This window comes from Variovorax sp. 10N412 (genome assembly GCF_056394985.1).
In genome coordinates this window covers 64,778-87,979 of record NZ_JBFTIO010000014.1, presented here as the reverse complement: position 1 = coordinate 87,979, position 23,202 = coordinate 64,778, and the positions used below count along the sequence as shown (strand labels likewise).

Sequence of the window (23,202 nt, the reverse complement as noted above, 5' to 3'; positions counted from 1 at the left end):
GTCGTCGGGCACGATGCAATACAAGAACGACCAGCCGCGGTAACTGAACGGCTCGAAGTCCGGTGTGCTCGACAGCTTGCGTCCGCTTTTCATGCGCGCCTCATCACATCGTTCAGGCGCGAGCGGTGCAGCGCCCGAACTTTTGCCGCAATCAGGCCCGGCATCTCTTCGTGCGCAAGATGCCCAGCACCGTCCAGCCGGTCCAAGCTCGCACCCGGCACCCGTTGCTGAACCCACCGTGATTGGGCAGGCGGCACGGCGAGGTCCGATGCGCCGGCCAACAGGTGCAGCCGCGGTCCCAGTTCCGGCAGACGCGAGCACAGCGGCGCCACGTTCCAACGCGCCATCATGTGCAGCGCCGCGGCCACATGGACCGGGTTGCCGACCAGCCGTGCGTAGAGCGCCACGCCGCGCGCGTCGAGCATGGAACCCGTGTTCCCGATCAGGCGCCGCACGGCCTTGGTATCCGCGGCGCTCCAAGCGAAGAGCCGAGCGGCCATCGAGTTGACTGACATCGCCCGCGCGACCTTCGGAAGCAGCAGGCCCGCGAGACCGGTGAACGGCAAGAACGCGCCGTTGAGCGCCACCACGGCATCCGCATCGAGGTGCTCGAAGAGACACAGCTGCGCCGCGATGGCGGCCCCGGCCGAATGACCGACGACCACCTCCGGCCTCAGCTGCAGCTGCGCGAGCAGCTCGGTCACCATGCGGGACATGCCGTCCAGCGACATGTGCGCGTCGGGGGGCATCGAGCTAAAGCCATGTCCGGGCAGGTCGATGGCCACGCAGGAAAAATGCGGCGCGAGCAGCGGCATGAGGTCGCGCCACGAATGGGTCGCCGCACCGGTGCCGTGGAGCAGCAGCAGGACCGGCCCGCGGCCCATCTGCTGCACATGCCAACGGATGCCCGCGGCCTGCACGAAGCTGCTGTGCTGGCGGTGCGGCCAGTCCAGGCCGTCCACGTTCCAGTCCAGCGCGCGGCTCATGGCGCAGTCCGGTGCACGACTGCGGCGCGAACGACCCGCGACATTTCCAGCGCGTCGGCATGCGGCAGCGGCAGGTAGACCGCGCCCATCGCCTCGGCCAGCTTGCGTGCCGGCGGCTGCGGATGGGGCGAGGTGTCGAGCACCAACGTGCGGATGCCCGAGGCCCGCATCAGCCGCGCCGAATGGAGTGCCTCCAGCCCGGCACGCTCGCGGCCACCGGTACCGTCGAGCGCCACGTTCGCGCAGCCGTCGGTGAGCAGCACGGCCACCGGCGTACGGCCGCGCCGCCGCGTGACCTCGGCCAGCGCGAGCGTCGCATCGATGGCGGTGGCCAGCGGCGTGCCTCCGCCTCCCGCCAGGCCCGCCAGGCTGCGCCGCGCCCGCACCAGCGACCGCGTGGGCGGCAGCAGCACCTGCGCCGACCGTCCGCGAAAGGCGATCAGCGAGACGCTGTCGCGGCGCACGTAGCAATCGGCCAGCAGCAACTCGACCGCGCCCTTCGCCTCGCCGAGGCGATGCAGCGCGGAGGAGCCGGACGCGTCCACGGCAAACACGGTCGTGGTTTCGCTGCGCTGCTTGACGCGCGCGATGCGGAAGTCTTCGCGCTGCACCAGCACCGCGGGGTGGGTCTGTGCCGGGTCGGGCGGCGCTGCGTTTCGGCGGCGCAGCGCCTGCCAGGGGGCCGCGGCGCGCAGCGTGTCGATGAGGCTCAGCCGCGCACCCTCGCGCGGATGGCCTGGCCGCACGCCGTCAGGCCGGCCGCGCAGGCCACCGGACACCGGCGTTCCGGCGCGTCCAGCGCTGCGAGGCTGGCGCCGCTCGGCGTGTCGCGAAGTCAGCAGCGCGAGCAGCCCGGGCGGAAGCACGGCGGATGCCGCTTCGAGCACGCGGTCCTCCGCCGGCATGCTCGCATCGCCCGGCGCGGGGTCGGCTTCGGTATCGGTGCGCGGAGGTGCCGGTGCTTCCTGCGGTCCGGGCTGTGTGTCGTTCGCCGGGGCGTCGTCCTGTTCGCCCGCCTGCCGATCCGGTTCGGGCGCCGACTCTGCATCCGGCAGGACCGTGGCCCGCGGCAGCAGCACCAGCCGCGCTGCGAGCGTTGCGTCCGACGCATCGGCTTCCCGGCGCCCGTGCAGCGCCGCGTGGGCGCGCGCGACACGCACCGCGAGCACCGAGCCGCGCATCGAGTCCACACCGAGCGCCAATGCCGCCGCGCACAGCGCCTCGCGCAACGCGGCGGGCACCGCCACATCGGGCAGCAGCGCGCGCGCATCCGAGATGTGCTCTCGCGTCCAGCCATGCACAGGCCCGTCGTCGGCCACGGCGCGCTGGTGCGAAGAGTCGAGGCTGAAGGCGAGCCGGTCGCGCAGCGCATCGGCCAGTCGTTCGTCCGCGGCGATGCCTTCGTCCAGCGCGACGAGCCCGATGCGCGCCGGATGGCAGCCGGCCACGCCCTGGCGCTCGATGCGGACCTGCTGCGTGTCGAGCACCGCGGCCAGATGGGCCGCCGTGCGCGGCGGGATGCGCTCGGCCATGCAGGCGATCACGATGCCGCCGTCGGACTCGACCAGCAGCCCGCTCTGCGCCACCGGCCGGCCGGCCCGCAGGGTGGCGGCGAGGTCCAGGCCGCCCAGCAGCCGGTCGTCCTGCACATGCAGCGGCAGCCGGCGCAACGGCGATCCTTCGGGCAGCAGTGCCGCGACATCCCGCAGCCAGGCGTCGCGCGCCGCTCCGGCGGGCGAGCGGACGACAACGCCGCCCAGCCCGACCGCATCCAGGCACAGCAGCGCCGCCACCAGGGCCGCATCGCTGGCCGGTGTGGCGGCCGCCGCGCCCGCGCTCATAGTCCCAGCAATTCTTCGACGGCCTTGCCGACCCGCACGGTCGAGCCGCTGTCGTCCAGCGGATTGCGGCGCAGCCGGTGGCGAAGCGCCAGCGGCGCGACGCGTCGCAGGTGGCTGGCGTCCAGCAATTCCTGGCCGTCGAGCGCGGCCAACGCACGCGCCGCACGGATCATCGTGAGCTCGCCGCGCAGGCCGTCGGTGCCCAGGCTGATGCACAGGCGCGCCGCGCATTCCAGAACCGCGTCGGGCACCTGCACCCGGCCGAGCAAGGCCTTGGCGGCCAGGATGCGCCGGCGCACCTTGGCGTCGTGCGGCAGCCAGTGCCGCAGGAAGGCTGCCTCGTCACGATCGAAGGCGTCGCGCCGCCGGATCACCTCGACCCGCACCGCCAGGTCGCGCGGCGTGGTCACCTCCACCGACAGGCCGAAGCGGTCGAGCAGCTGAGGGCGCAGTTCGCCCTCCTCCGGATTGCCGCTGCCGATCAACACGAAGCGCGCCGGGTGGCGCACGCTCAGGCCCTCGCGCTCCAGCACGTTCTCGCCCGATGCCGCAACGTCGATCAGCAGGTCGACCAGATGGTCTTCCAGCAGGTTCACCTCGTCGATGTACAGGAAGCCGCGGTGCGCGCGCGCCAGCAGGCCGGGCTCGAAACGCTTGACGCCCTGGGACAGCGCGCGCTCCAGGTCGAGCGCGCCCACCACACGGTCTTCGGTGGCGCCCAGCGGCAGGTCGACCACCGGTACGGGCACGCGCTCGGTGCGCATCGCGGTCTTGGCCTTCTTCAGGGCCGCGCAGTGCTCGCAGGCGGCGCCCGACGCAGCGGGGTCGCAGTGATAGGGGCAGCCGGCCACGGCCTGCATCGGCGGGAGCAGCGCGGCCAGCGCGCGCACGGCGGTCGATTTTCCGGTGCCCCTGTCGCCGAAGACGAGCACGCCGCCCACAGAGGAATCCACCGCCGCGATCAGGATCGCCGTCTTCATCTCGTCCTGGCCGACGATGGCCGAAAAAGGAAAGACCATGGCTGCACTCCAAACCTGAATCAGTGGTTCATAGGCGCAAGTGTCATTTTTAATTGACAATGCAACGTGTCAGACTATACAACGGTTCCTCCGAAGCCCGTTTGATAAAAAGGACCATCCCATGAGCAACCCAAGTCGCAGGACGTTCGTGATCAGCGTCGTCGCCGGCAGCGCCGGCCTCGTCGCGTCGCAAGCCTCGGCCCAGGCAGCCACGCTGACCGAAACCGACCCCCAGGCTGCCGCGCTCGGCTACAAGGCCGACGCAACCAAGGTCGACAAGGCCAAGTACCCCCAGCACCAGTCCGATCAGATTTGCAGCGGCTGCCAGCTCTTCCAGGGCAAGGCCAGCGATGCGACCGGCCCGTGCCAGCTCTATGCCGGCAAGATCGTTGCCGCCAAGGGCTGGTGCAGCGCGTGGGTCAAGAAGGCCGCCTGAGCATCCTTGCGGAACCTTGACCGCGCGCGTCCCGCAAGGCCGCGCGCGGACGCGCCGAACCGGGCGCGATGCGGGCGATGCGCGCATCCACCAGTTGCTGGCCTTGCGCGCACAGGAATGCCTCGAAAGCCCTTGCCACCGGCGAGAGCTGGCGGGTCGCCAGGTGCATCACATGCCAGTCGCGCTCGATCGGATTCTCGGCAATCGGCAGCAGCGCGAGCAGCCCGGCATTCATTTCGAGCACGCAGGTGTGCAGGGACAGAAACGCCACGCCGAAGCCGGCGGCGCACATCTGCTTGATGGCCTCGTTGCTCGAGAGTTCGGAGCCGACGCGCAGCGGCAGCGCCGCGTCCTTGAACATGCGTTCAACCGTGGCCCGCGTGCCCGAGCCGCGCTCGCGCACCAGGATGCTCTCGTCGGCCAGACGCTCGATGCCGGGCCGCCTGTCGGCCATGAGCGGATGCCCGGGCGCGGCCACGAAGGCCATCGGATGTTTCGCAAAGGCGTGCGACTCCGTCTTCAGCTCGGCCGGCGGCCGGCCCATGATCGCCAGTTCCACGCTCTGCCCCGCCAGCATGCGAACCACCGCATCACGGTTGCCTACCTGCAGCTTCACCTTGACCTTCGGGTTGGCATTGGCGAAGTCGACCAGCAGCGGCGGCAGCAGGTACTCGGCGGTGGTGACCGCGCCCACGCGCAAGGTGCCCGAGAACACGCCCTGGAGCGTGGCCATCTGGTCGCCCGCTTCCTGCCAGAGCGCCAGCAGCCGCGCCGCGTAGTTCGCCAACAGTTCGCCAGCCTCGGTCAGGCGGATGCCCCGCCCCGATCGCTGCACCAGCGGCGTGCCGGCGGAGGCCTCGAGCGCGCCGATCTGGATCGACACGGCCGGCGGGGTCAGGTGCATCTCGGCGGCGGCGAGCGACACGCTGCCAAGACGCGCCACCGCATCGAAGGCGGCAAGCTGCCGGAAGGTGGCATTGCGTGCAAGCGTCATCGATTCATATTAGGAAAACCTTAGGTGTTCGTAAATAGATTTAACTTTTCGTGATGCTTCGGCTTGCCTACATTGGGCTCCTTGTCGGCCCGCCACGGCCGTCCATCCACCATCCTCCAAGGAGCGGCCGCATGCGGTACATGAACGCGCCGGACACCCGGGAGCCCGGCATGCAGATCGATGCCCTCATCTTCGACGTCGACGGAACCATCGCCGACACCGAGGAGGCGCACCGCGTCGCCTTCAACCGGGCCTTCGAATGGCATGGCCTCGGCTGGCACTGGCCGGCCGCGGAGTACCGAGAACTGCTGAAGGTGGCCGGCGGCAAGGAGCGCATCCGCAGCTACCTCGATGCGCTGCCGGTGTCCGACGCCGAGCGCGGCCGCCTGGGCACCATGGTGCGTGACATCCACTTCGACAAGACCCGGCTCTACAGCGCCGCCATCAAGGACGGCGGTGTACCCCTGCGCGTCGGCGTGGCGCGCCTGCTCGACGAGGCGCTGGCGCGCGGCTGCAAGCTCGCCATTGCCAGCACCGCCACCGCCGCCACCATCGACGCCTTGCTGCAGTCGGCCTTCGGCCCGCGCGGGCTCGACATGTTCACCGTGATCGCATGCGGCGACCATGTGGCGCGCAAGAAGCCGGCCCCCGACATCTACCAGCTCGCATTGCGCGCACTCGAGGTGCGGCCCGGCCATGCGGTCGCTTTCGAAGACTCGGCCCACGGGCTGCGCGCGGCCACGGCGGCGGGCCTGTGCACCATCGTCACCTCCAACTTCTGGACCGAGCAGCACGACTTCGTCGACGCCGCGCTCGTGCTGCCCCACCTGGGCGGCCCCGAGTTTCCGCTGCCCGGCGAGCCGGGCCGGCAGCTCAGCGGCGCGGCATGGCTCACCTGCGAGGAGGTGGCGCGCATCGCGCTGCGCCATGCGTCCATGGTGCAGTGAGGCAAGGCGCGCGTCGCGCTCCCGGTCCCACGCTCTTCCTACGCGCCGGCGGCGCGGCGGCGTACACATGGCAGGCGTTCTGCGACGGAAAGTGCGCTCCCCAAGACAAAACTGGAGCCGCGATGTCGCATGCCTCCAAGACCGCTTTGCGGCAGCTCGCGGTCCTCGCATTGGTCAGCGCTGCAGCACTCATGTCTTCGGCCGCAGCGGCCGCAGGCAACGCCACGACGGACGAGGTGCGGCGCGGCGCCTACCTGGCCAACGCGGGCGACTGCCTCGCATGCCACACCAGCAAGGGCGGCAAGCCCTTCGCCGGCGGCCTGTACATGGACACGCCCTTCGGCCAGATCTCCACACCGAACATCACGCCCGACAAGCAGACCGGCATCGGCAACTGGAGCGACGAGCAGTTCTACCGGGCCTTGCACGACGGCATCGGACACCGCGGCGAATATCTGTATCCGGTGATGCCGTACCCCTGGTACACCACCGTCACCCGCGACGACGTGATGGCCATCAAGGCATTCCTGATGACGCAGCCCGCGGTGAATAATCCGCGCCCGCCCCTGAAGCTCACCTTTCCGTTCAGCGTGCGCGAATCGCTGCTCGCCTGGCGGCAGGTGTTCTTCAAGCCGGGCACCGTCGTGCACGACCCGGCCGCGACCGACGAAGTCAACCGCGGGCGCTACCTCGCCGAAGGGCTGGCGCACTGCGGCGAATGCCACAACGCCCGGCCCGTGGCCGGCACGTCGAAGTGGAAGGGCTCGCTGCAAGGCGGGGTCATCGACTCCTGGTACGCGCCCAACATCACCTCCGATGCCCGGGACGGCGTCGGCAAATGGAGCAACGCGGAGATCGCGAACTACCTGAAGACCGGCATCGCGCCCGGCAAGACGCTGGCCCTGGGGCCGATGGCGCAAACCGTGCACAGCCTGAGCCAGCTGAGCGATGCCGACCTGCTCGCCATCGCCGCCTACCTGAAAGCCACGCCGCCCGCGGCAGTCAAGGGCAACGACCAGAAGCTGGCGCTCTTCAAGGGCCGCGACGCGCGCGGCGGCGAGGCCTACCTGAACTTCTGCGCCTCCTGCCATGGCCTGGACGGCAAGGGAATGGCAGGGGTGATACCCGCGCTCGACGGCAACGGTGCCGTCACTGCCAAGGGCCCGCAGAACGTGATCAACGTGATCGTGGGCGGGCTGGAGGCCCGCGAAAAGTACGCGCCGATGCCAGCCATCGGCGCGGGCATGTCCGACCAGGACATTGCCGACGTCACCAACTACGTGCGCCAGACATGGGCCAACGGCGCGCCCGCCACGGCGGAGGCTGGCATGGCCGCCGAGGCGCGGCGCAAGGCCGACACGCTGATGAACGCAGGCGGCGCGAGCGGTTGCCCGGCGGTGGACACGCCGAGCCTGGGCAAGGCGCTGGAGAGCCAGCGGGCCGACATCGCCGCGCAGCTCTCGGGCATGACCGACGCGACGATGCCGTCCCGGGCGCAACACATGGTGGCGCAGCTGCGGGCCCGCGCGCCCAAGGCGAACAATGCCGAGCTGATCAACGGCCTGTCTTTGGCCTACTGCAATGTGCTGCGCGGCGACAAGAAGATCGAGGCGAGCGAGCAGTCGTTGCGGCTGGGACGGTTCAGCCAGCTGGTGTTCATGGCCGCGGACGGACAGAAGCTGCACTAGCCGCACCGGCCGCACCGGCCGCGGCAGTCCAGCGCTTCCACATGTCGGCACCGTGGGCCGCGCCGGCGGCCATCAGGCACAGCGCAATCCACAAGGTGCCGGTGCCGCCCATCGCGAACCGCAAGGCAGCCATCAGGCACAGGCCCGAGACCAGGTTGAGAACATAGCTGCCGGGCCTCGGACCGCCGCCGGTGAGCCGGTGATGCGCGAGCAGCACGATGCCTTCGACGGCGGTGAGCACGATCACCCCGTCGACCAGCCAGAGAAAGTTCAAGCCGGGGTCCATGCGAACGCGTTCAGCGGAAGGGCCCGTTGAGCCGCACCGTTTCCCAGTTGAGCACCGCCGCAATGGCCACCCACAGCAGGTAGGGCAGCAGCAAGACCGCCGCCACCCTGGACACCCGCACCAGCAGCAGCACCAGTGCCAGCACCGACAGCCACAGAAAGGGCACCTCGATCAGCGACCAGTCCGGCCGGTGCAGCCGGAAGTACAGCAGGCTCCAGAGCACGTTGAGAAAGCCGTTCAGCGCGAACAGCGCCAGCATCCACTCGCGCACGCCGCCGCGCGGCGCGCGCCGCCAGCCGATGACGCCGGCGCTCGCGGCCAGCGCGAAGATGGTGGTCCAGATCGGTCCGAAGGCCGCGTCCGGTGGCTTCCACGCCGGCTGCACGAGGCCGCGGTACCAGGGGCCCAGGTCGGTCATGAGCGCACCCAGCACCGCCACGCACAGCGCGGCGAGCGCCGCCACCGCCACCGGCTTCCACAGGCGTCCCCGGCGCGGCGCCGTCATACGCGCGCGAACCCCAGGAGGTGCGCGACGTCCTTGAAGAAGATGCGCACGTGGGCCATGGGTTTCTTTCGCACCAGCGTCTTGTTCATGTACGACTCGAAGGTCAGTTGCTGCACGTCGCGGTCCTCGCAGATCTTCACGAAGCGCTCGCGGCGCCGGTCGGTGCAATACCAGAACCACTGCATCACGCCCAGCACGCGGAACACCGTGCCGTGCGCCTTCATGAAGCGCTGCCGGGCCTGCCTGAGGCATCGCGCGTCACCGCCTTGCAGCAGCTGCGCCACCGCTTCGGCGGCGAAGCGCCCGCCGGCCATGGCGTAGTAGATGCCTTCGCCCGACGCCGGCGCGACCACGCCCGCCGCATCGCCCGCGAGCACGACGTCGCGGCCGTTGTCCCAGCGCGGCAAGGGCTTCATCGGCAGCGGCGCGCCTTCGCGCCGCAGCGTCGCGGCATCGGCCAGGCCGGCGGCCGTGCGCAGCCGGCCGACCGCCGAGCGCAGCGAGAAGCCCTTGTCGGCGCTGCCGGTGCCGATGCTCAGCGTGTCGCCGTGCGGAAACACCCAGCCGTAAAAGTCGGGCGACAGCTGGCCCTGGTAGTACACGTCGCAGCGCGATCCGTCGTAGCCCTCGGGCTTGGCCGCCGGCGCCTGCACGATCTCGTGGTACGCGAACACATAGCGTGCCGTGCGGGCCCGCGGGATCGCATCGGCCGCCACGCGGGAGCACGCGCCGTCGGCGCCGATCACGCTGCGCGCCCGCACCCGGCCGGGCTGCGTGCCGGCCTTGCAGCGCTCGGGGCGCCCGGCATAGTGGACGACGCTCACACCGTCCTGGTCGCGCGCGAGGCGCTCGAAGCTGCCGATGCGCCGCACCGCGCCCGCCTGCGCCGCGCGCTCGCGCAGCCATTCGTCGAAGACCTCGCGGTCCACCATGCCGACGAAGCCGTCGTCGATCGGGATGTCGACGCACTTGCCGCTGGGCGCCACCATGCGCGCTGAGCGCGCCCTGGCGACCAGCAGGGCATCGGGGATCTCGAAGTCCTTGATGAGCCGCGGCGGTATCGCGCCGCCGCAAGGCTTGACGCGTCCGGCCCGGTCCAGCAGCAGCACCGAGCGGCCCTGCCGCGCCAGGTCGTGCGCCGCCGTGGCGCCGGCGGGGCCGCCGCCGACGACGACCACGTCGAAGGTCTCGACATCGGAGTCCAGGGGTTCCAGGGATTGCATGACATCACCTCGTTTTCAGGCCCGCCTCGACCACACCCGGGGACACGGGCCGGGCGGCGGGCTCGCGTTGGACTTTTCCGGCCAGGCCGGCCGCGAGCACGAACAGCACCGCCTCGGCCGCGAAGACCGCGGCATAGGCCAGGCCCGGCGTGCCGATGAAGACCCGCGCCAGGTCGCTCGCGGCCGTGCCCAGCAGGCCTCCGAGCCCGAAGGCCACCGCCTGCGCCGCGCCCCACAGGCCCATGCGCACGCCTTCGCGCGATGCGCGGCCTTCGCCGGCCAGCGACATCATCGCGGCGATGGCCGCGATGGAGAACGCACCGTTGGCCACGCCCAGCACGAACACGTTGGCCCTGAACGGCCACGCCGTGCCGACGATGCCCGCCGCCACCAGCCCGAGCAGCGCCACGGCCGACACCAGGCAGCCGCCGACCTGCCAGGCGCGCAGCGACCCGAAGCGACGTGCATTGCGCCCGCGGCCGGCCAGCGCGGCCGCCAGCATGCCCAGCAGCACGCCCGCATGCTGGGTGCCCGACAGGCGCGTCGATTCGCCCGGCGTGAAGCCCAGCGCCGAGCCCGCGAAAGGCTCCAGGATCAGGTCCTGCGCGCTGTAGGCAAGCATCGAGATGAAGACGAAGAGCGTGAAGCGGCGCGCCGCGGGCTCCGCCCAGACCTGGGCCAGCGCCTCGCGAAACCCGACGCCGGCGGGTGCTGCGCGCGCCGCATCGGCGACCGGAGCGGACCTGTCCGACCTGCCTTCGATGCCGGCCATCGCCACGCAGGTCAGCACGAAGGCCGCGACCGACACCGCCGCGCTGACCGCCACCAGCCGCGCTGGCGAGAAAGGATCGAGCAGCGAACCGGCCACGCCGGCAGTGACGGCGAAGCCGGCGATCATCATCAGCCACACCGTGGTCGCCGCCGAGGCGCGCTGCGACGCCTCGACGCGCTGCGCCAGCAGCACCAGGAGCGAGGTTCCGGCCGCACTCACGCCGATGCCCAGCACCGCGAAGGACAGCACCGCGGCGAAGACCCCCGCGACCGGATGGCTCGCCATCGATGCCGTGGCGCAGGCCGCGCCGAAACCGCCGGCCGCCAGCATCGCCATGCCGCCCACGATCCAGGGCGTTCGCCGCCGCCCGCTGTCCGAGCCGTGGCCCATGCGCGGGCGCAGCACCTGCACCAGGTAGTGCATGGCCACCAGCGCGCCTGGCAGCAACGCCGGCAGCGCCAGCTCGACCACCATCACGCGGTTCAGGGTCGAGGTGGTCAGCACCACCACCGCGCCCAGGCAGGCCTGCACGAGCCCGAGCCGCAGGATCGCCGGCCAGCCAAAGTTTGCTTTCATGGCGTGCTCCCGGCGCCGCGAAGCGCGAAGGCGCTGATCATCATGCCGCTCACGAAGACCGGCACGCCGAAACCGCTGTACCAGCGCGCGCGCGCGCCGACGTCCTGCAAAAAGTAGTCCATCAGCACCAGCTGCAGCATGACAAGCAGCCCGATGACCACCGCATGCGCGGGCCGGTGCCAGTGCACCAGCAGCAGCACCACGGCCCACTGCGGCAGCGCCATGAACCAGCAGGCCACGCGCGCCGCGCGCTGCGCGCCCAGCTGCACCGGCAGCGAGCGCACGCCCATCTGCCGGTCGCCCTCGATCGCCTTGAAGTCGTTGAGCGTCATGATCCCGTGCGCGCCGATGCTGAACAGCAGGGCCAGCCACAGCGAGCGGCTGCCGGGCATGGCGCCGCCGGCCATGACCGCCGCGCCGGTGATCCACGCCAGGCCCTCGTAGCACAGGCCGCAGGCCGCATTGCCCCACCAGCCGTTCTGCTTGAGCCGCAACGGCGGCGCGCTGTAAGCCCAGGCCAGCGCGAGGCCGACCACCGCCGCAACAAAGGCCCATCGGCCGAGCAGCGACGCCCACGCCAGCGACAGCAGCGTCCAGCCGATGGCCACATACAGGCCCCAGCGGCCCGGCATGCGGCCCGAGGGAATCGGGCGCTGGGGCTCGTTGATCGCGTCCACATGCCGGTCGAACCAGTCGTTGACCGCCTGGCTGCTCGCGCACACCAGCGGGCCGGCCAACACGATGCCCATGATTGCGACGGTCCAGCGTCCATCGAGGCTCGCTCCGGAGGCGATCACGCCGCAGGCGAAGGCCCACATCGGCGGAAACCAGGTGATCGGCTTGAGCAGCTCGGTGACCGCGGACAGCGCTGGACGGGGCATGCGAGCAAGTGTCTCGCCTGACGCACCAGACTGTCAACCGAGATTTACACTCGCCGCCGTCCGGCTACTGTTTTTCGCTTTCCGGGGAGAGCTCGCCCAGGCCGTAGCGCCGCAGCTTCACATACAGGCTCTGGCGCGACACGCCGAGCATCTCGGCCGCCGCGGCGCGGTTGTCGCGGGTGAGGTCGAGCGCTGCCTCGATGCACAGCTGCTCGATGAGGTCGGTGGTCTCGCCCACGATGTCCTTCATCGGCATGCGGCCGACCAGCTCGGACAGCTGCCCGGCCGAGTGCGGCAGCTCCTTGGCCGCCCGCGCGTCGATGCCCTGGCGGCGGCTCACGTCGCGGATGGTGAAGCCCAGGTAGGCCTCGTCGTTGTCGCGCACCAGCGTGGCGGAGATTTCGACGTTGGAGACCAGCCCGTGCTCGCAGCGCAGGCTGGTGGGAAAGAGCCGCAGCGACCCGCGCTGGCGCAGGGTCGATATGAGCACGCTGAGCTCGACGCCGGTGCGCCCGATCCAGCGGCCCAGCGACTCGCCGCGCACCTGCTCCTCGTTGGCCAGCTGCACCACCTCGACGAAGGCCTCGTTGGCCGAGATGACCTGTCCGTTGATGTCCGTGACCACGATGCAGTCGGGCGCGCTCTGCACGATCTTGAGCAGTACCGCATTGGCATTGGTCCGGTCGGGCGAGACCACCTCGGCGGCCACGCGCGAGAGACGCACCACCATCAGCACGCCGTTCTCCTGGCGAAAGACCGAGCCCGAGACGGTGACTTCGCCGCCGCCGTCGGCCACGTGCGCCTGGACGTCCTCGGCCCGGCCCGCCGTGCGCAGCGCCGCGACCATCGACTGCACCGCCGCATTGCTGCGCGCGTCCAGCCCGGCCGGGAAAGTGGCGCCCACCAGCCGGCGCACGTTGTCGCCGAAGAGCTGCACGGCGGCGGGGTTGGCTTCAACGATCTTCTGCGTCGCGGCATCGACGATGAGCACCGCATCCGAAACCGCCTGAAACAGCTGCCGGTAACGCGACTGCGCATCGCGCAGCTTCCAGTGGTCGTGCAGGTTCTCCTGCTGGGCGTCGACCACGGCCTGCTGCAGCGCCGTCATGCCGCGAAGGTCGCGGCCGAAGACGACCGTGCGGCCGATGTCGCGGTAGCGCGCCTTGGCGCGCAACCGGATGGCCGTGCTGCTCAGCTGCAGGTGCGCGCCCTTGGCGTTCTCGCAGGTCAGCTGCCGCCATTCGAGGGGCTCTTCAGCCGCGGCATTGCGAAGCAGCCACTCCGCGTTCGCGCGGGAGTCCTTGGCGACGCTGTCGACCCAGGGCTTTCCTATCCAGTCCTCGCAGCCCAGGTCATCCAGGCTGTTGCCGCCCAGCGCGAGATCGCGGACCACTCCGTCCGCATCGAGGATCAGCACCACATCGGAAGACGCGGCGATCAGTTGTCCGATCAGTCCAGCCGGCAGGTCGCCCAGGTGCTTGGCGTGAGCCGCAAAACTCTTCATGGCTGAAAAGCAGTTCTCGCATCGTTCTTCAAGAATGACCTTCTGGTTCAGGCGCGGTTGTCAATGGCTGTGCAGACGCAATGCGATCAATTGTTCGGCCTGGACGGGGGCCTTTTTCCCGTCGAGTCCGCATGCATCGGCGCCGACGAACTTTACACGCTCGGGATGCCCAGCAAAGATCGGACCACCCACCATCACGCACACGTCCTTGTTGCGCGAAACCTGACGCACGTCCAGGATGGTGCGGCGCAGCGGCTGCAGCCGCGTCTCGCTGCCGGCGGCCAGGCCGACCACGTCGAACCACTCGGCGTGGGCCAGCTCCACGGCGCTGTGGTCCAGCGGCGCATGGCCGCGGTCGACCTCCCAGCCCGCATGGTGGAAGAACTCGGCCACCATCGACAGGCCGAAGGTCTGCTGCTCGCCGCAGGCCGGCAGCAGCAGCACGCGCCGGGCGTTGCCGCGAAAGGGCCGCTGGCCGCCGTCGGCACCGTTCAGCGAAGGACTCAGCTCGTGCAGCAGTTGCTGCAGACGCGCCAGGCCGAGCGTGACATGCGTGAAGTCGCACAGGTCCTGTGTCCACAGGTAGTTCAGGTGCTGCGCCGCCGGCGCCAGCAGGTCGAGATAAATGGTTTCGACCGACATGCCGCGCTGCCCGAGCAGGTCGACGAAAGCCTGCGCGGGCGGGTGTTCTCGGGCCAGCACCAGCTGCACGAACTCTTCGACGTCGCGGGCGGTGGGCCGGTGGCCGCTGCTCTCGTCGGGCGGGCTGGACGGGGCCGGAACCCGATGCACGTCCACCAGCCGGGGAATGATGTCGAACTCGAGGGTGCGGGTGAGCCTCGTCTGCCGGTCGCTCATGGCGACCCGGTCGTTCGGCGCCCGGCTCCAGGGCGGCGGTGATGCGTCCGATGCCCAATCGGGTGCCGCTTCGGGCGGCTGCATCGAACCATCGAGATCCAGAGCTTGTCGAGCCAGTCGAGGCATGGCTTGTCTCCTGGTGGGGTTGTCTCTTCGCGATGTTGTTCTTGACGGCAATTCCGGCGACGGATCATGACGCACGAAAGCCGCGCTGTCGACTGTCTGCTCCAGCACGCCCGCTTGCGGCTTGCGGCGCCGGGCCGGGTCGCTCCCCGGTCCGAAAAGCGGCAGCACGTTGCTCGCCCGCGGCGCCTCCCCGCGGTCGGCGGCGGGCTTGGGTGCTGGAGCGATGTCGCGGGGATGCTTCATGGCGGCGTGTTGTCTGACAGGCATGTCGTCGACGCGATGATTCCGCGCCGCCGGCCGACTGTCAATTTTTATTTACGTCCAATCTAGTTGACACACCGCACGCGCCGATCTAGATTGGCCGCATGCGCAACCAGACATCTCCGACGGGCCTCAGCCGCGACGCCGTGCGCGCACCGAGCCGGCCGCTCTACACGCCGGACGAGCGCCGCCGCCGCGATACGTCGGGCTGGACGCTGGTGCAGGGCGTGCTGGCCCCGTTGCAGTTCCTGATCTTCGCGGTCAGCCTCGCGCTGGTGCTGCGCTACCTGTGGACCGGCGAGGGCCACACGGCCGCGGTGACTTCGGTGGTGGTCAAGACGCTGGCGCTCTACGCCATCATGGTGACCGGCTCCATCTGGGAGAAGGTGGTGTTCGGCAAGTATCTGTTCGCGCCGGCCTTCTACTGGGAGGACGTGTTCAGCATGCTGGTGCTGGCCCTGCACACCGCGTACCTCGCGGCGCTGGCCACCGGCGCGCTGGGCGACCGGCCGCTCATGTACCTGGCGCTCGCGGCCTATGCGGCCTATGTGGTCAATGCCACGCAGTTCGTGCTCAAGCTGCGCGCCGCCCGGCTGGACATGGCGCGGCAGGCGTTGGAACCGCAGACCGACACTGCGCGCAGCGGCGGGGTGGCCGCATGAACGCCGTCGCCAGCGCCGTCATCGCGATTCGCGAACAGCCGCGCGCCGGCGGCTGCGAAGACGCGCCGGTACTGCGCGAGCGCGGCCAGCGCGAGGTGTTTTGCGGCCTCACCGGGATCATCTGGCTGCACCGCAAGGTGCAGGACGCCTTCTTTCTGGTGGTGGGTTCGCGCACCTGCGCGCACCTGATCCAGTCGGCCGCGGGCGTGATGATCTTTGCCGAGCCCCGCTTCGCCACCGCGATCATCGACGAGCGCGACCTCTCGGGCCTGGCCGACGTCAACGACGAACTCGACCGCGTGGTCACCCGCCTGCTCGCGCGCCGCCCGGAGATCCGGCTGCTGTTCCTGGTGGGCTCCTGCCCCTCCGAGGTGATCAAGCTGGACCTGTCGCGCGCGGCCTCGCGGCTGTCCAAGGCGCATTCGCCGCAGGTGCGCGTGCTCAACTATTCGGGCAGCGGCATCGAGACCACCTTCACCCAGGGCGAGGATGCCTGCCTGGCCTCGATGGTGCCGGTGCTGGCGCCACGCCCCGCGCAGGCGCCGCCCGAACTGCTGGTGGTCGGCACGCTGGCCGACGTGGTCGAAGACCAGTTCGCCCGCCTGTTCTCGCAGATGGGCATCGCCGCGCGCTTCTTTCCGCCGCGGCGCGCCAACGCCATGCCCGAGGTCGGGCCGGGCACGCGCTTTTTGCTGGCCCAGCCGTTCCTGGCCGATACCGCCCGCGCCCTCGAAGAGCGCGGCGCCACCCGTATCGAAGCGCCCTTCCCCCTGGGCGTGGAAGGCACCACGCGCTGGCTGGGCGCCGCCGCCGAGGCCTTCGGCATCGCGCAGGCCGACTTCGAGCGGGTGACGGGCCCGGCCCGCGAACGCGCGGCGCAGGCGCTGGCCAGGCACCGCGTGCAGCTGGCCGGCAAGCGCATCTTCTTCTTCCCCGACTCGCAGCTGGAAATTCCGATCGCACGCTTCCTCTCGCGCGAAATGGGCATGACGCTCACCGAGGTCGGCACGCCCTACCTGCACCGCCAGCACCTGGCGCAGGAGCTTGCGCTGCTGCCCGGCGGCACCGTGCTGTCCGAGGGCCAGGACGTCGACCGCCAGCTGGAACGCTGCCGCGCATTGCGTCCGGACATCGTGGTCTGCGGGCTCGGCCTGGCCAACCCGCTGGAGGCCGAAGGCCTGACCACCAAGTGGTCGATCGAGCTGGTCTTCACGCCGCTGCAGGGCTACGAGCAGGCGGGCGACCTGGCCGAGCTGTTCACGCGTCCGCTGGTGCGGCGGCTGCGGTTGGCCGCCTGAAGAAAAAGAACAACGAGGCGCCACGACCATGCAGCTCACTCTCTGGACCTACGAAGGACCACCGCACGTCGGGGCGATGCGCGTGGCCACCGCCATGAAGGACGTGCACTACGTGCTGCACGCGCCGCAGGGCGACACCTATGCGGACCTGCTGTTCACGATGATCGAGCGCCTGCCTCGCCGGCCGCCGGTCACCTACACCACCTTCCAGGCCCGCGACCTGGGCGGCGACACCGCCGAGCTGTTCCAGCGCGCGGCGCGCGAGGCCTTCGAGCGCTTCAGGCCGGCCGCGATGATGGTCGGCGCGTCGTGCACGGCCGAACTCATCCAGGACGACCCGGGCGGCCTCGCCCGCGCGCTGAACCTGCCGATCCCCGTGGTCGCCCTCGAACTGCCGTCCTACCAGCGCAAGGAGAACTGGGGCGCGAGCGAAACCTTCTATCAGCTGGTGCGCGCGCTGGCCGGCCCGCAGGTGCCGCCGCCCGGCACTGCGCGCGCGCCGCGGCCCGCAGATCGGCGCCCGTGCTGCAACCTGCTGGGCGCCACCGCGCTGGGCTTCAGGCACCGCGACGACGTGCAGGAGATCAGCGGCCTGCTGCACAGCCTGGGCATCGACGTGCACGTGGTCGCGCCGCTGCAGGCCGGCGCCGCCGACCTGGCCCGCCTGGGCGAGGCCGACTTCAACGTGGTGATGTACCCCGAGATCGCCAACCTCACGGCCCAGTGGCTGCAACGCAGCTTCGGCCAGCCGTGCACGAAGACCGTGCCCATCGGCACCGGCGCCACCCGCGACTTCATCGCCGAGGTCGCCGAGTTCGCGGGCATCGATCCGGCCAGGGCGCAGCACGACGCCGCCGCGCGCGCGCCCTGGTATGCGCGCTCGGTCGATGCGACCTACCTCACCGGCAAGCGCGTCTTCATCTTCGGCGATGCCACGCATGCGGTGGCGGCGGCCCGCGTGGCCGCCACCGAGCTGGGCTTCACCGTGGTGGGCCTGGGCACCTACAGCCGCGAATTCGCCCGCGAGGTGCGCGACGCCGCGCGGCTGTACGAGGTGACGCCGCTGATCAGCGACGACTACCTGGAGATCGAGGCCGCCATCGCGGCGGTGCAGCCCGAGCTGGTGCTGGGCACGCAGATGGAGCGCCACATCGCCAAGCGCCTGGGCGTGCCCTGCGCGGTGATCTCGGCCCCGGTGCATGTGCAGGACTATCCGGCGCGCTACTCGCCGCAGATGGGTTTCGAGGGCGCCAACGTGCTGTTCGACACCTGGGTCCATCCGCTGATGATGGGCCTGGAGGAGCACCTCATCGGCATGTTCCGCGGCGACTTCGAGTTTCACGAGGATGCCGCGCCTTCGCATCTGGGCCAGGCCACGGTCGCACCCGCACCCGCAGCCGCCGTCGATGCCGCCGCGCCGCAAGCAGCCGCGGCCGAACGCGCCGCCGCCTGGGCGTCGGAGGCCGAGCAGGAGTTGCGCAAGATCCCGTTCTTCGTGCGCGGCAAGGCGCGCAGGAACACCGAGCGCTATGCGCTGGACCGCGGAGTGCCGCTGATCACCATCGAGACTCTCTATGACGCCAAAGCCCATTTCAGCCAGTGAACGCGGCGCGACCGGTGTCCCGATGCACGTGGTCATCGTGACCATGGACAGCCACCTCGCAAGCGCCACCGAACGCGCCTGGCGCGGCCTGCGCAAGACGCTGCCCGCGCTGCGGCTCAGCGTGCATGCCGCGGCCGAATGGGGCGACCGGCCCGACGCCCTCGCACGCTGCAAGGCCGACATCGCGCAGGGCGACATCGTGGTGGCGACCATGCTTTTCATGGAGGAGCACTTCCTGCCGGTGCTGCCCGCGCTGCAGGCGCGGCGCGACAGCTGCGACGCCATGGTCTGCGCCATGTCGGCTTCGGAGGTGACCAAGCTCACGCGCATGGGCAGGTTCGACATGTCGGCCCCCGAGACCGGCGCACTGGCCTTCCTCAAGCGGCTGCGCGGCAAGCCGGCCGACGGCGCCGACGCCGCCAGCCGCACCACGGCCGGCGCGCGGCAGATGAAGACGCTGCGCCGGCTGCCCAAGATCCTTCGCTTCATTCCGGGCACCGCGCAGGACGTGCGGGCCTACTTCCTCACACTGCAGTACTGGCTCGCCGGCTCGGAGGCGAACATCGCGAACATGGTCCATTTTCTGGTGGACCGCTACGCCGAAGGCCCGCGCCGCGCCATGCGCGGCATCGCCAAGACGCACGAGCCGGTGGACTACCCCGAGGTCGGCGTCTACCACCCGGGCATGAAGCAGCGCCTGGACTGCAGCGTCGAGGCGCTGCCGCGCGTGGCGCGCAGCGGCCAGCGCGGCACGGTGGGACTGCTGCTCATGCGCTCCTACCTGCTGGCCGGCAATACCGACCATTACGACGGCGTGATCACCGCGCTGGAGGCCCGCGGCCTGCGCGTGATTCCGGCCTTTGCCACCGGGCTCGATTCGCGCCCGGCCATCGACGCCTTCTTCCGCCCCGAGGGCCGCAGCACCATCGACGCGCTGGTCTCGCTCACCGGTTTCTCGCTGGTCGGCGGCCCGGCATACAACGACGCGCGCGCGGCCGAGGACATCCTGGCCTCGCTCGACGTGCCCTACCTGGCGGTCACGCCGGTGGAGTTCCAGTCGCTGGACCAGTGGGGCGAATCGCCGCGCGGCCTGCTGCCGGTGGAGGCGACCATGATGGTCGCCATTCCGGAGCTCGACGGCGCCACCGGCTCGATGGTCTTCGGCGGGCGCGGCAGCGCGGCGCAGATCGCCTGCACCGGCTGCGCCCACGCCTGCACCTTCCGCAACGAGACCGGCGTGCACGACATGCACAGCTGCATCGAACGCGCGGACATGCTCGCTGCGCGCGTGGGCAAGCTGGTCGACCTGCGCCGCGCGGAGCGCGCCGAGCGCAAGGTGGCGGCGGTGGTCTTCAACTTTCCGCCCAACGCCGGCAACACCGGCACGGCCGCCTTCCTGTCGGTGTTCGAGTCGCTCTTCAACACCATGCGGGCCATGCGCGACGCCGGCTACCAGGTCGCGCTGCCGGCCAGCGTCGACGAACTGCGCCAGCGGGTGATCGAGGGCAACGCCGCGCGCTTCGGGGCCATGGCCAACGTCCATGTGCGCATCGCTGCGGACGACCATGTGCGGCGCGAAAGGCACCTGCAGGAAATCGAGGCCCAGTGGGGCCCGGCGCCCGGCAAGCAGCAAAGCGACGGCGGCGGCATCTTCGTGCTGGGCGAGCGCTTCGGCAACCTGTTCGTCGGCATCCAGCCTGCCTTCGGCTACGAGGGCGACCCGATGCGGCTCCTGTTCGAGAAGGGCTTTGCGCCGACGCATGCCTTCTCTGCCTTCTACCGATGGCTGCGCGAGGATTTCGGCGCGCATGCGGTGCTGCACTTCGGCACCCACGGCGCGCTCGAATTCATGCCGGGCAAGCAGAACGGCATGTCGGCACGCTGCTGGCCCGACCGGCTGATCGGCGACCTGCCCAACTTCTACCTGTACGCCTCGAACAACCCCTCCGAGGGCACCATCGCCAAGCGCCGCGCGGCCGCCACGCTGATCAGCTACCTCACGCCGCCGGTCGCCGCTGCCGGCCTTTACAAGGGCCTGGTCGAACTCAAGAACATGCTGGAACGCTTTCGCGGGCTGGAAAGCAGCGAGGGCGAAGGCGAGGAGCTGGCCCGCATGATCCAGTCGAACGCGGCCGTGCTCGAACTGGCCGCGGCCGAGCCGCCCTGGGGCGAGGACACGCCGGCGCGCATCGTCGCGCTCAACGCGGCGGTGCTGGAGCTGGAGTACACGCTCATTCCCTGCGGCCTGCATGTGGTGGGCGAGGCGCCGAACCCGGCCGAGCGCACCGACCTGCTGATGTCGCTGGCCGAAGCTTCGCACGGCATGCGGCCGCCGCGCGCCGTCGTCGAGGCGATCGTCGCGGGCCGCACACCCGAGCAGGCGCTCGCCGGCTGCCAAGCCGAGGCCCAGGGCGGACCCGACATGCTGCCCGTGCTGCAAGAGCTCGCCGCGCTCGACCCGCTGCTGGCCACCGACCACGAGCTCGACGGCATCCTGCGCGCGCTCGACGGCCGGTTCCTGCGCCCGGCGGCCGGCGGCGACCTGCTGCGCACCCCGTCGATCCTGCCGACCGGGCGCAACCTGCACGGCTTCGACCCCTTCCGCATCCCCAGCAGCTATGCGGTGCAGGACGGCGCGCGCCAGGCGGCGCGCCTGCTCGAGCGGCACATGGCGGACGGCCACGCCTTTCCGGAATCGATCGCGCTCGTGCTCTGGGGCACCGACAACCTGAAGACCGAGGGCGCACCGATCGGCCAGGCGCTCGCGCTCATGGGCGCACGCCCGCGCTTCGACGGCTACGGCCGGCTGGCCGGCGGCGAGCTGATGACGCTGCAAGAGCTCGGGCGCCCGCGCGTGGACGTGGTGATCACGCTGTCGGGCATCTTCCGCGACCTGCTGCCCCTGCAGATCAAGCTGCTGGCCGAAGTCGCCTTCCTGGCCGCGGGCGCGGACGAACCGCCGGCGCAGAACTTCATCCGCAAGCACGCGCTGGCCTACCAGGCCGAGCACGGCGGCGACCTGGAGACCGCGTCGCTGCGCGTCTTCGGCAATGCCGAGGGCGCCTACGGTGCCAACGTGAACAGCCTGATCGACAACCGCCGCTGGGACGACGCCGACGAGATCGCCGAGACCTACAGCCGCCGCAAGGGCTTCGCCTACGGCCGGGCCGGCCGGCCGGTGCAGCAGGCGCAGCTGCTGCGCAGCGTGCTGTCGGGCGTGGAGCTGGCCTACCAGAACCTGGATTCGGTCGAGCTGGGCGTGACCACCATCGACACCTACTTCGACACGCTGGGCGGCATCAGCCGCGCGATCAAGCGCGCCAAGGGCGCCGATGCCGCGATGGCGCCGGTCTACATCGGCGACCAGACGCAGGACGGCGGCAGCGGCACGGTGCGCACGCTGAGCGAGCAGGTCGCGCTGGAGACCCGCACCCGCATGCTCAACCCCAAGTGGTACGAAGGCATGCTCAAGCACGGCTACGAGGGCGTGCGGCAGCTGGAGGTGCACGTGACCAACACCATGGGCTGGTCGGCCACCACCAGCCAGGTCCAGCCCTGGGTGTACCAGCAGTTGAGCGAGACCTTCTTGCTCGATCCCGCGATGCGCTCGCGCATCGCCGAACTCAACCCGACCGCGTCGGCCCGCGTCGCCAGCCGTCTGCTGGAAGCGTCGGAGCGGCATTTCTGGAAACCGGACGACACCATGCTCGAGGCGCTGCGGCGCGCGGGCGAGGAACTCGAGGACCGGCTCGAAGGTGTCTACGAAGGAAGCCCCGCATGAACACCGTGACCGTGCCTTTCCCCGACATCAAGAAGCCGGGGCCGCGTCCGCAGCCGCCGTCGTCGCCGTCGAAGTCAGCCCGCAGCGACGGCGAGGGCAGCGTGCAGGTGCAGCTGGATCCGGACCTGAAGATCGGCAACGCCAAGGTCTTCGCGATCTACGGCAAGGGTGGCATCGGCAAGAGCACCACTTCCAGCAACCTGTCGGTGGCGTTCTCGCGCCTGGGCAAGCGGGTGCTGCAGATCGGCTGCGACCCCAAGCACGACTCCACCTTCACGCTCACCAAGAAGCTCATGCCCACTGTCATCGACGTGCTCGAGTCGGTCGACTTCCACCCCGAGGAACTGCGCGTGGAGGACTTCGTCTTTCCCGGCTACAACGGCGTGATGTGCGTGGAGGCCGGCGGGCCGCCCGCGGGCACCGGCTGCGGCGGCTACGTGGTGGGGCAGACCGTCAAGCTGCTCAAGGAGCACCACCTGCTGGACGAGACCGACGTGGTCATCTTCGACGTGCTGGGCGACGTGGTCTGCGGCGGCTTTGCCGCGCCGCTGCAGCATGCCGACCGCGCGCTCATCGTGACGGCCAACGACTTCGATTCGATCTTCGCGATGAACCGCATCGTGCAGGCCATCGGCGCCAAGGCCAAGAACTACAACGTGCGGCTGGGCGGCGTGATCGCCAACCGCAGCAAGGACACCGACCAGATCGACAAGTTCAACGCGCAGATCGGCCTGCGGCTGATGGCGCACTTTCCCGACCTGGACGTGATCCGACGCAGCCGGCTGAAGAAATCCACGCTGTTCGAGATGGAGCATTCGCCCGAGCTGGAGGCGGTTCAGAACGAATACATGCGGCTGGCCGCCGCGCTCTGGCTGGGCTCGGAGCCCCTCAACGCGGTGCCCATGAAGGACCGCGACATCTTCGACCTGCTGGGCTTCGACTGAAGCGCGAAGGA

Annotated in this window: 19 protein-coding genes; 8 read left to right on the top strand and 11 right to left on the bottom strand. The window is 70.3% G+C overall.

The genetic code is table 11. The features are described from left to right. Nucleotides 1–89: 89 nt before the first annotated feature. From bchO to bchI, 3 genes are read right to left on the bottom strand one after another with little or no spacing between them, the layout of a single operon-like run. Nucleotides 90–986, bottom strand: coding sequence for an alpha/beta fold hydrolase BchO (gene bchO / locus AC1DJH_RS25365; RefSeq protein ID WP_478187601.1), 897 nt, complete (start codon nt 984–986; stop codon nt 90–92). Continuing rightward, a complete protein-coding gene (locus AC1DJH_RS25360) occupies nt 983–2,827 on the bottom strand; it encodes a magnesium chelatase subunit D (RefSeq protein WP_478187600.1) in 1,845 nt (614 codons plus the stop codon). Before AC1DJH_RS25360 ends, bchO begins: the two co-directional genes overlap by 4 nt. Next, nucleotides 2,824–3,846, bottom strand: coding sequence for a magnesium chelatase ATPase subunit I (bchI, locus tag AC1DJH_RS25355; RefSeq protein ID WP_478187599.1), 1,023 nt, complete (start codon nt 3,844–3,846; stop codon nt 2,824–2,826). The genes AC1DJH_RS25360 and bchI overlap by 4 nt, the downstream gene beginning before the upstream one ends. A 121-nt stretch (nt 3,847–3,967) precedes the next feature. On the opposite strand from bchI, the gene AC1DJH_RS25350 reads away from it, so the two are divergent. Next, nucleotides 3,968–4,282: a high-potential iron-sulfur protein gene (locus tag AC1DJH_RS25350; protein ID WP_478187598.1), complete on the top strand. Its 315-nt coding sequence runs from the start codon at nt 3,968–3,970 to the stop codon at nt 4,280–4,282. On the opposite strand, the gene AC1DJH_RS25345 is transcribed toward AC1DJH_RS25350, so the two are convergent. Further along, entirely contained in the window at nt 4,266–5,276 is a 1,011-nt protein-coding gene (locus AC1DJH_RS25345; protein WP_478187597.1) for a LysR family transcriptional regulator, read from the bottom strand. The genes AC1DJH_RS25350 and AC1DJH_RS25345 overlap by 17 nt on opposite strands. Before the next feature lie 131 nt (nt 5,277–5,407). On the opposite strand from AC1DJH_RS25345, the gene AC1DJH_RS25340 reads away from it, so the two are divergent. Together AC1DJH_RS25340 and AC1DJH_RS25335 are read left to right on the top strand one after the other, a co-directional pair. Continuing rightward, nucleotides 5,408–6,223: an HAD-IA family hydrolase gene (locus AC1DJH_RS25340; RefSeq protein ID WP_472123640.1), complete on the top strand. Its 816-nt coding sequence runs from the start codon at nt 5,408–5,410 to the stop codon at nt 6,221–6,223. A 191-nt stretch (nt 6,224–6,414) separates the two neighbouring features. Beyond that, nucleotides 6,415–7,911, top strand: a complete 1,497-nt coding sequence (locus tag AC1DJH_RS25335; protein ID WP_478187596.1) for a c-type cytochrome — start codon at nt 6,415–6,417, stop codon at nt 7,909–7,911. Here the strand turns inward: AC1DJH_RS25335 and AC1DJH_RS25330 are convergent. The 7 genes from AC1DJH_RS25330 to AC1DJH_RS25300 all read right to left on the bottom strand — a co-directional run bounded on the left by AC1DJH_RS25330 (nt 7,880) and on the right by AC1DJH_RS25300 (nt 14,516). Then, complete coding sequence (locus AC1DJH_RS25330; RefSeq protein WP_478187595.1) at nt 7,880–8,197, bottom strand: hypothetical protein; 318 nt, start codon at nt 8,195–8,197, stop codon at nt 7,880–7,882. The two genes, AC1DJH_RS25335 and AC1DJH_RS25330, sit on opposite strands and share 32 nt — an antisense overlap. A 10-nt stretch (nt 8,198–8,207) precedes the next feature. Continuing rightward, a complete protein-coding gene (locus AC1DJH_RS25325) occupies nt 8,208–8,702 on the bottom strand; it encodes a TspO/MBR family protein (protein WP_472123631.1) in 495 nt (164 codons plus the stop codon). After that, on the bottom strand, nt 8,699–9,925 hold the full coding sequence (locus tag AC1DJH_RS25320; protein ID WP_478187594.1) for a geranylgeranyl diphosphate reductase: 1,227 nt from the start codon (nt 9,923–9,925) through the stop codon (nt 8,699–8,701). Before AC1DJH_RS25320 ends, AC1DJH_RS25325 begins: the two co-directional genes overlap by 4 nt. Nucleotides 9,926–9,929: 4 nt before the next feature. Next, nucleotides 9,930–11,273: a BCD family MFS transporter gene (locus AC1DJH_RS25315; RefSeq protein WP_478187593.1), complete on the bottom strand. Its 1,344-nt coding sequence runs from the start codon at nt 11,271–11,273 to the stop codon at nt 9,930–9,932. After that, complete coding sequence (gene chlG / locus AC1DJH_RS25310) at nt 11,270–12,154, bottom strand: chlorophyll synthase ChlG (protein ID WP_472123623.1); 885 nt, start codon at nt 12,152–12,154, stop codon at nt 11,270–11,272. Before chlG ends, AC1DJH_RS25315 begins: the two co-directional genes overlap by 4 nt. A 64-nt stretch (nt 12,155–12,218) precedes the next feature. After that, a complete protein-coding gene (gene ppsR, locus AC1DJH_RS25305; RefSeq protein WP_472123620.1) occupies nt 12,219–13,658 on the bottom strand; it encodes a transcriptional regulator PpsR in 1,440 nt (479 codons plus the stop codon). Between the two features lie 60 nt (nt 13,659–13,718). Continuing rightward, complete coding sequence (locus AC1DJH_RS25300; protein ID WP_478187592.1) at nt 13,719–14,516, bottom strand: cobalamin B12-binding domain-containing protein; 798 nt, start codon at nt 14,514–14,516, stop codon at nt 13,719–13,721. Between the two features lie 491 nt (nt 14,517–15,007). On the opposite strand from AC1DJH_RS25300, the gene bchF reads away from it, so the two are divergent. From bchF to bchL, 5 genes are read left to right on the top strand one after another with little or no spacing between them, the layout of a single operon-like run. After that, a complete protein-coding gene (gene bchF, locus AC1DJH_RS25295) occupies nt 15,008–15,565 on the top strand; it encodes a 2-vinyl bacteriochlorophyllide hydratase (protein ID WP_478187591.1) in 558 nt (185 codons plus the stop codon). Next, complete coding sequence (locus tag AC1DJH_RS25290; protein WP_478187590.1) at nt 15,562–16,863, top strand: ferredoxin:protochlorophyllide reductase (ATP-dependent) subunit N; 1,302 nt, start codon at nt 15,562–15,564, stop codon at nt 16,861–16,863. Before bchF ends, AC1DJH_RS25290 begins: the two co-directional genes overlap by 4 nt. A gap of 28 nt (nt 16,864–16,891) precedes the next feature. Further along, a complete protein-coding gene (gene bchB, locus AC1DJH_RS25285; RefSeq protein ID WP_478187589.1) occupies nt 16,892–18,466 on the top strand; it encodes a ferredoxin:protochlorophyllide reductase (ATP-dependent) subunit B in 1,575 nt (524 codons plus the stop codon). Continuing rightward, the gene (locus tag AC1DJH_RS25280) at nt 18,438–22,247 is read left to right on the top strand and encodes a magnesium chelatase subunit H (RefSeq protein ID WP_478187588.1); all 3,810 of its coding nucleotides are present in this window, start codon (nt 18,438–18,440) and stop codon (nt 22,245–22,247) included. The genes bchB and AC1DJH_RS25280 overlap by 29 nt, the downstream gene beginning before the upstream one ends. Beyond that, nucleotides 22,244–23,191, top strand: coding sequence for a ferredoxin:protochlorophyllide reductase (ATP-dependent) iron-sulfur ATP-binding protein (gene bchL / locus AC1DJH_RS25275; RefSeq protein ID WP_478187587.1), 948 nt, complete (start codon nt 22,244–22,246; stop codon nt 23,189–23,191). Before AC1DJH_RS25280 ends, bchL begins: the two co-directional genes overlap by 4 nt. Nucleotides 23,192–23,202 lie beyond the last annotated feature (11 nt).

Coding starts and splice junctions, on each gene's coding strand:
- bchO (WP_478187601.1), bottom strand. CDS start 986: ATGAGCCGCGCGCTGGACTGGAACGTGGACGGCCTGGACTGGCCGCAC.
- AC1DJH_RS25360 (WP_478187600.1), bottom strand. CDS start 2,827: ATGAGCGCGGGCGCGGCGGCCGCCACACCGGCCAGCGATGCGGCCCTG.
- bchI (WP_478187599.1), bottom strand. CDS start 3,846: ATGGTCTTTCCTTTTTCGGCCATCGTCGGCCAGGACGAGATGAAGACG.
- AC1DJH_RS25350 (WP_478187598.1), top strand. CDS start 3,968: ATGAGCAACCCAAGTCGCAGGACGTTCGTGATCAGCGTCGTCGCCGGC.
- AC1DJH_RS25345 (WP_478187597.1), bottom strand. CDS start 5,276: ATGACGCTTGCACGCAATGCCACCTTCCGGCAGCTTGCCGCCTTCGAT.
- AC1DJH_RS25340 (WP_472123640.1), top strand. CDS start 5,408: ATGCGGTACATGAACGCGCCGGACACCCGGGAGCCCGGCATGCAGATC.
- AC1DJH_RS25335 (WP_478187596.1), top strand. CDS start 6,415: ATGTCTTCGGCCGCAGCGGCCGCAGGCAACGCCACGACGGACGAGGTG.
- AC1DJH_RS25330 (WP_478187595.1), bottom strand. CDS start 8,197: ATGGACCCCGGCTTGAACTTTCTCTGGCTGGTCGACGGGGTGATCGTG.
- AC1DJH_RS25325 (WP_472123631.1), bottom strand. CDS start 8,702: ATGACGGCGCCGCGCCGGGGACGCCTGTGGAAGCCGGTGGCGGTGGCG.
- AC1DJH_RS25320 (WP_478187594.1), bottom strand. CDS start 9,925: ATGCAATCCCTGGAACCCCTGGACTCCGATGTCGAGACCTTCGACGTG.
- AC1DJH_RS25315 (WP_478187593.1), bottom strand. CDS start 11,273: ATGAAAGCAAACTTTGGCTGGCCGGCGATCCTGCGGCTCGGGCTCGTG.
- chlG (WP_472123623.1), bottom strand. CDS start 12,154: ATGCCCCGTCCAGCGCTGTCCGCGGTCACCGAGCTGCTCAAGCCGATC.
- ppsR (WP_472123620.1), bottom strand. CDS start 13,658: ATGAAGAGTTTTGCGGCTCACGCCAAGCACCTGGGCGACCTGCCGGCT.
- AC1DJH_RS25300 (WP_478187592.1), bottom strand. CDS start 14,516: ATGAGCGACCGGCAGACGAGGCTCACCCGCACCCTCGAGTTCGACATC.
- bchF (WP_478187591.1), top strand. CDS start 15,008: ATGCGCAACCAGACATCTCCGACGGGCCTCAGCCGCGACGCCGTGCGC.
- AC1DJH_RS25290 (WP_478187590.1), top strand. CDS start 15,562: ATGAACGCCGTCGCCAGCGCCGTCATCGCGATTCGCGAACAGCCGCGC.
- bchB (WP_478187589.1), top strand. CDS start 16,892: ATGCAGCTCACTCTCTGGACCTACGAAGGACCACCGCACGTCGGGGCG.
- AC1DJH_RS25280 (WP_478187588.1), top strand. CDS start 18,438: ATGACGCCAAAGCCCATTTCAGCCAGTGAACGCGGCGCGACCGGTGTC.
- bchL (WP_478187587.1), top strand. CDS start 22,244: ATGAACACCGTGACCGTGCCTTTCCCCGACATCAAGAAGCCGGGGCCG.